Here is a 1,306-nt window from a genome sequence, read left to right on the forward strand (position 1 = left end):
CATGGCGTCATCCTCGTGTGTCTGAGCCTCGCGGCTTGGCCGTGTTCCCCAGGGGGGCGACCCGGCGCGGGCTGGCGGAGCCGGCGGCTCCCGGGCGCGACCGGCGGCTTCCCCCGGCGGTCGCGGCGTCTCCGGCCATGCGCGACGGCCGGCCGTTCATCCATTATCCGGGCACCTCCGACGAGCAGCTGCTTTCCGTGCTGCGCGAGAACGCGCGCGCCTCCACCGCGGAGATCGCGCGCAAGCTGCGGCTCTCGCGCACCACCGTGCACAGCCGCATCGAGCGGCTGGAGCGGGCGGGGGTGATCGCCGGCTACACCATCCGCGTGTCCGACGACTACGAGCTGGCGCGCATCCGCGCGCATGGGCGTGGTGCCCACGGTCGAGGACATGGACGTGCTGACCGACCGCATCGGCGCCATCGACGGCGTGGAACGCACCACGTCCTCGGTGATCCTGTCCACCAAGTTCGAGCGCTGAGCCGGGGCGTGGCGCCCGGCGCCCGCGGCTACAATGCGCCGCCCGCCGGACCGCGCGCGATGAAGAAATCCGACTTCCGCTACGAACTGCCGCCCGAGCTGATCGCGCAGGCGCCGCTGCCCGAGCGCTCGGCGAGCCCGAGATCCTGATCGAGCGCCTGCTCTCGGCCGACGAGGCCCTGGCCCAGCTCGGCGCCAGCAAGCCCTCGCGGCCGGGCACGCGCATCGCGCTGGAGGCCGGCGGCCATGCCGAGGTGCTGGCTACATCGAGCGCGAGGCCGGCGCCGAGGATGCCGACCGCTACCAGACCGTGTTCGCCCGCCGCGCCGGCGCGGTGGCCGCGCCGACCGCCGGGCTGCACTTCGACGAACCGTTGCTGGAGCGGCTGCGCGCGCGCGGCGTGGGCTTCGGCCACGTCACCCTGCACGTGGGCGCCGGCACCTTCCAGCCGATGCGGGTGGAGGACGTGCGCGAGCACCGCATGCACGCCGAACGGCTGGAAGTGGGCGAGGCGCTGTATCCCGGCCACGCGATCCGCAGCGTCGATGCGCTGGTGACCAATTTCCACCTGCCCGAGTCCACGCTGCTGATGCTGGTCAGCGCCTTCGCCGGCCGCGAGCGCGTGCTCGCCGCCTACGAACACGCGGTGCGCGCGCGCTACCGCTTCTTCTCCTACGGCGACGCGATGCTGCTGGATTCCGGCGGCTTCCAGGTGTTCTCGCTGGCGCACAAGCGCAGGATCACCGAGCAGGGGGTGACCTTCCAGGCGCCCACCGACGGTTCCACGGTGTTCCTCGGCCCCGAGGAGAGCATGCGCATCCAGAAGG

2 pseudogenes are annotated in these 1,306 nt (G+C 72.8%); both read left to right on the plus strand.

The features are described from left to right. Positions 1–137: 137 nt before the first annotated feature. Positions 138–480: pseudogene (locus tag Z164_RS20160) on the plus strand (Lrp/AsnC family transcriptional regulator). 59 nt (positions 481–539) lie between these two features. Then, positions 540–1,306, plus strand: a pseudogene (locus tag Z164_RS23070) (tRNA-guanine transglycosylase); the annotation flags it as partial.

The organism is Luteimonas huabeiensis HB2 (assembly GCF_000559025.1).
Classification (GTDB): domain Bacteria; phylum Pseudomonadota; class Gammaproteobacteria; order Xanthomonadales; family Xanthomonadaceae; genus Luteimonas; species Luteimonas huabeiensis.